1 protein-coding gene is annotated in these 389 nt (G+C 68.6%); it reads left to right on the forward strand.

All coding sequences use genetic code 11. The features are described from left to right. A partial coding sequence (locus UK12_RS33365; protein ID WP_045306962.1) for a cytochrome P450 occupies positions 1–275 on the forward strand: 275 nt, incomplete at its 5' end. Positions 276–389 lie beyond the last annotated feature (114 nt).

A 389-nucleotide genomic window follows, 5' to 3' on the forward strand; every position in this document is an offset into this window, starting at 1 on the left:
GCGACGACCTGCTCAGCGCGCTCATCACGGCCGAGGAGGACGGCGAGAGCCTCAGCCACGACGAGCTGATCGCTCAGGTCGCCATGCTCTACATCGCGGGGCACGAGATGACCGTCAACCTCCTCTCCGGCGGTGCTCTCGTCCTGCTGCGCAACCCGGATCAGCTGGAACTGGTGCGCGCCAAGCAAGAGCTGGACCAGACCGCGATCGAGGAGTTCCTGCGGTACGAATCGCCCGCGCACAACAGCAGGCGCATCACCCTCGCGCCCTACTAGGTCGGCGGGTCCCAGACCCCCCCGGCCTGCCTCACCCTCCCCAGCCTGTCGCCCTCCACCCGCGCCGCGAGCTCCTTAGCGCCCGAAGCGCGATCCCTATCCCATCCGCCCGAT

Source organism: Saccharothrix sp. ST-888 (assembly GCF_000955975.1).
Classification (GTDB): Bacteria; Actinomycetota; Actinomycetes; order Streptomycetales; family Streptomycetaceae; genus Kitasatospora.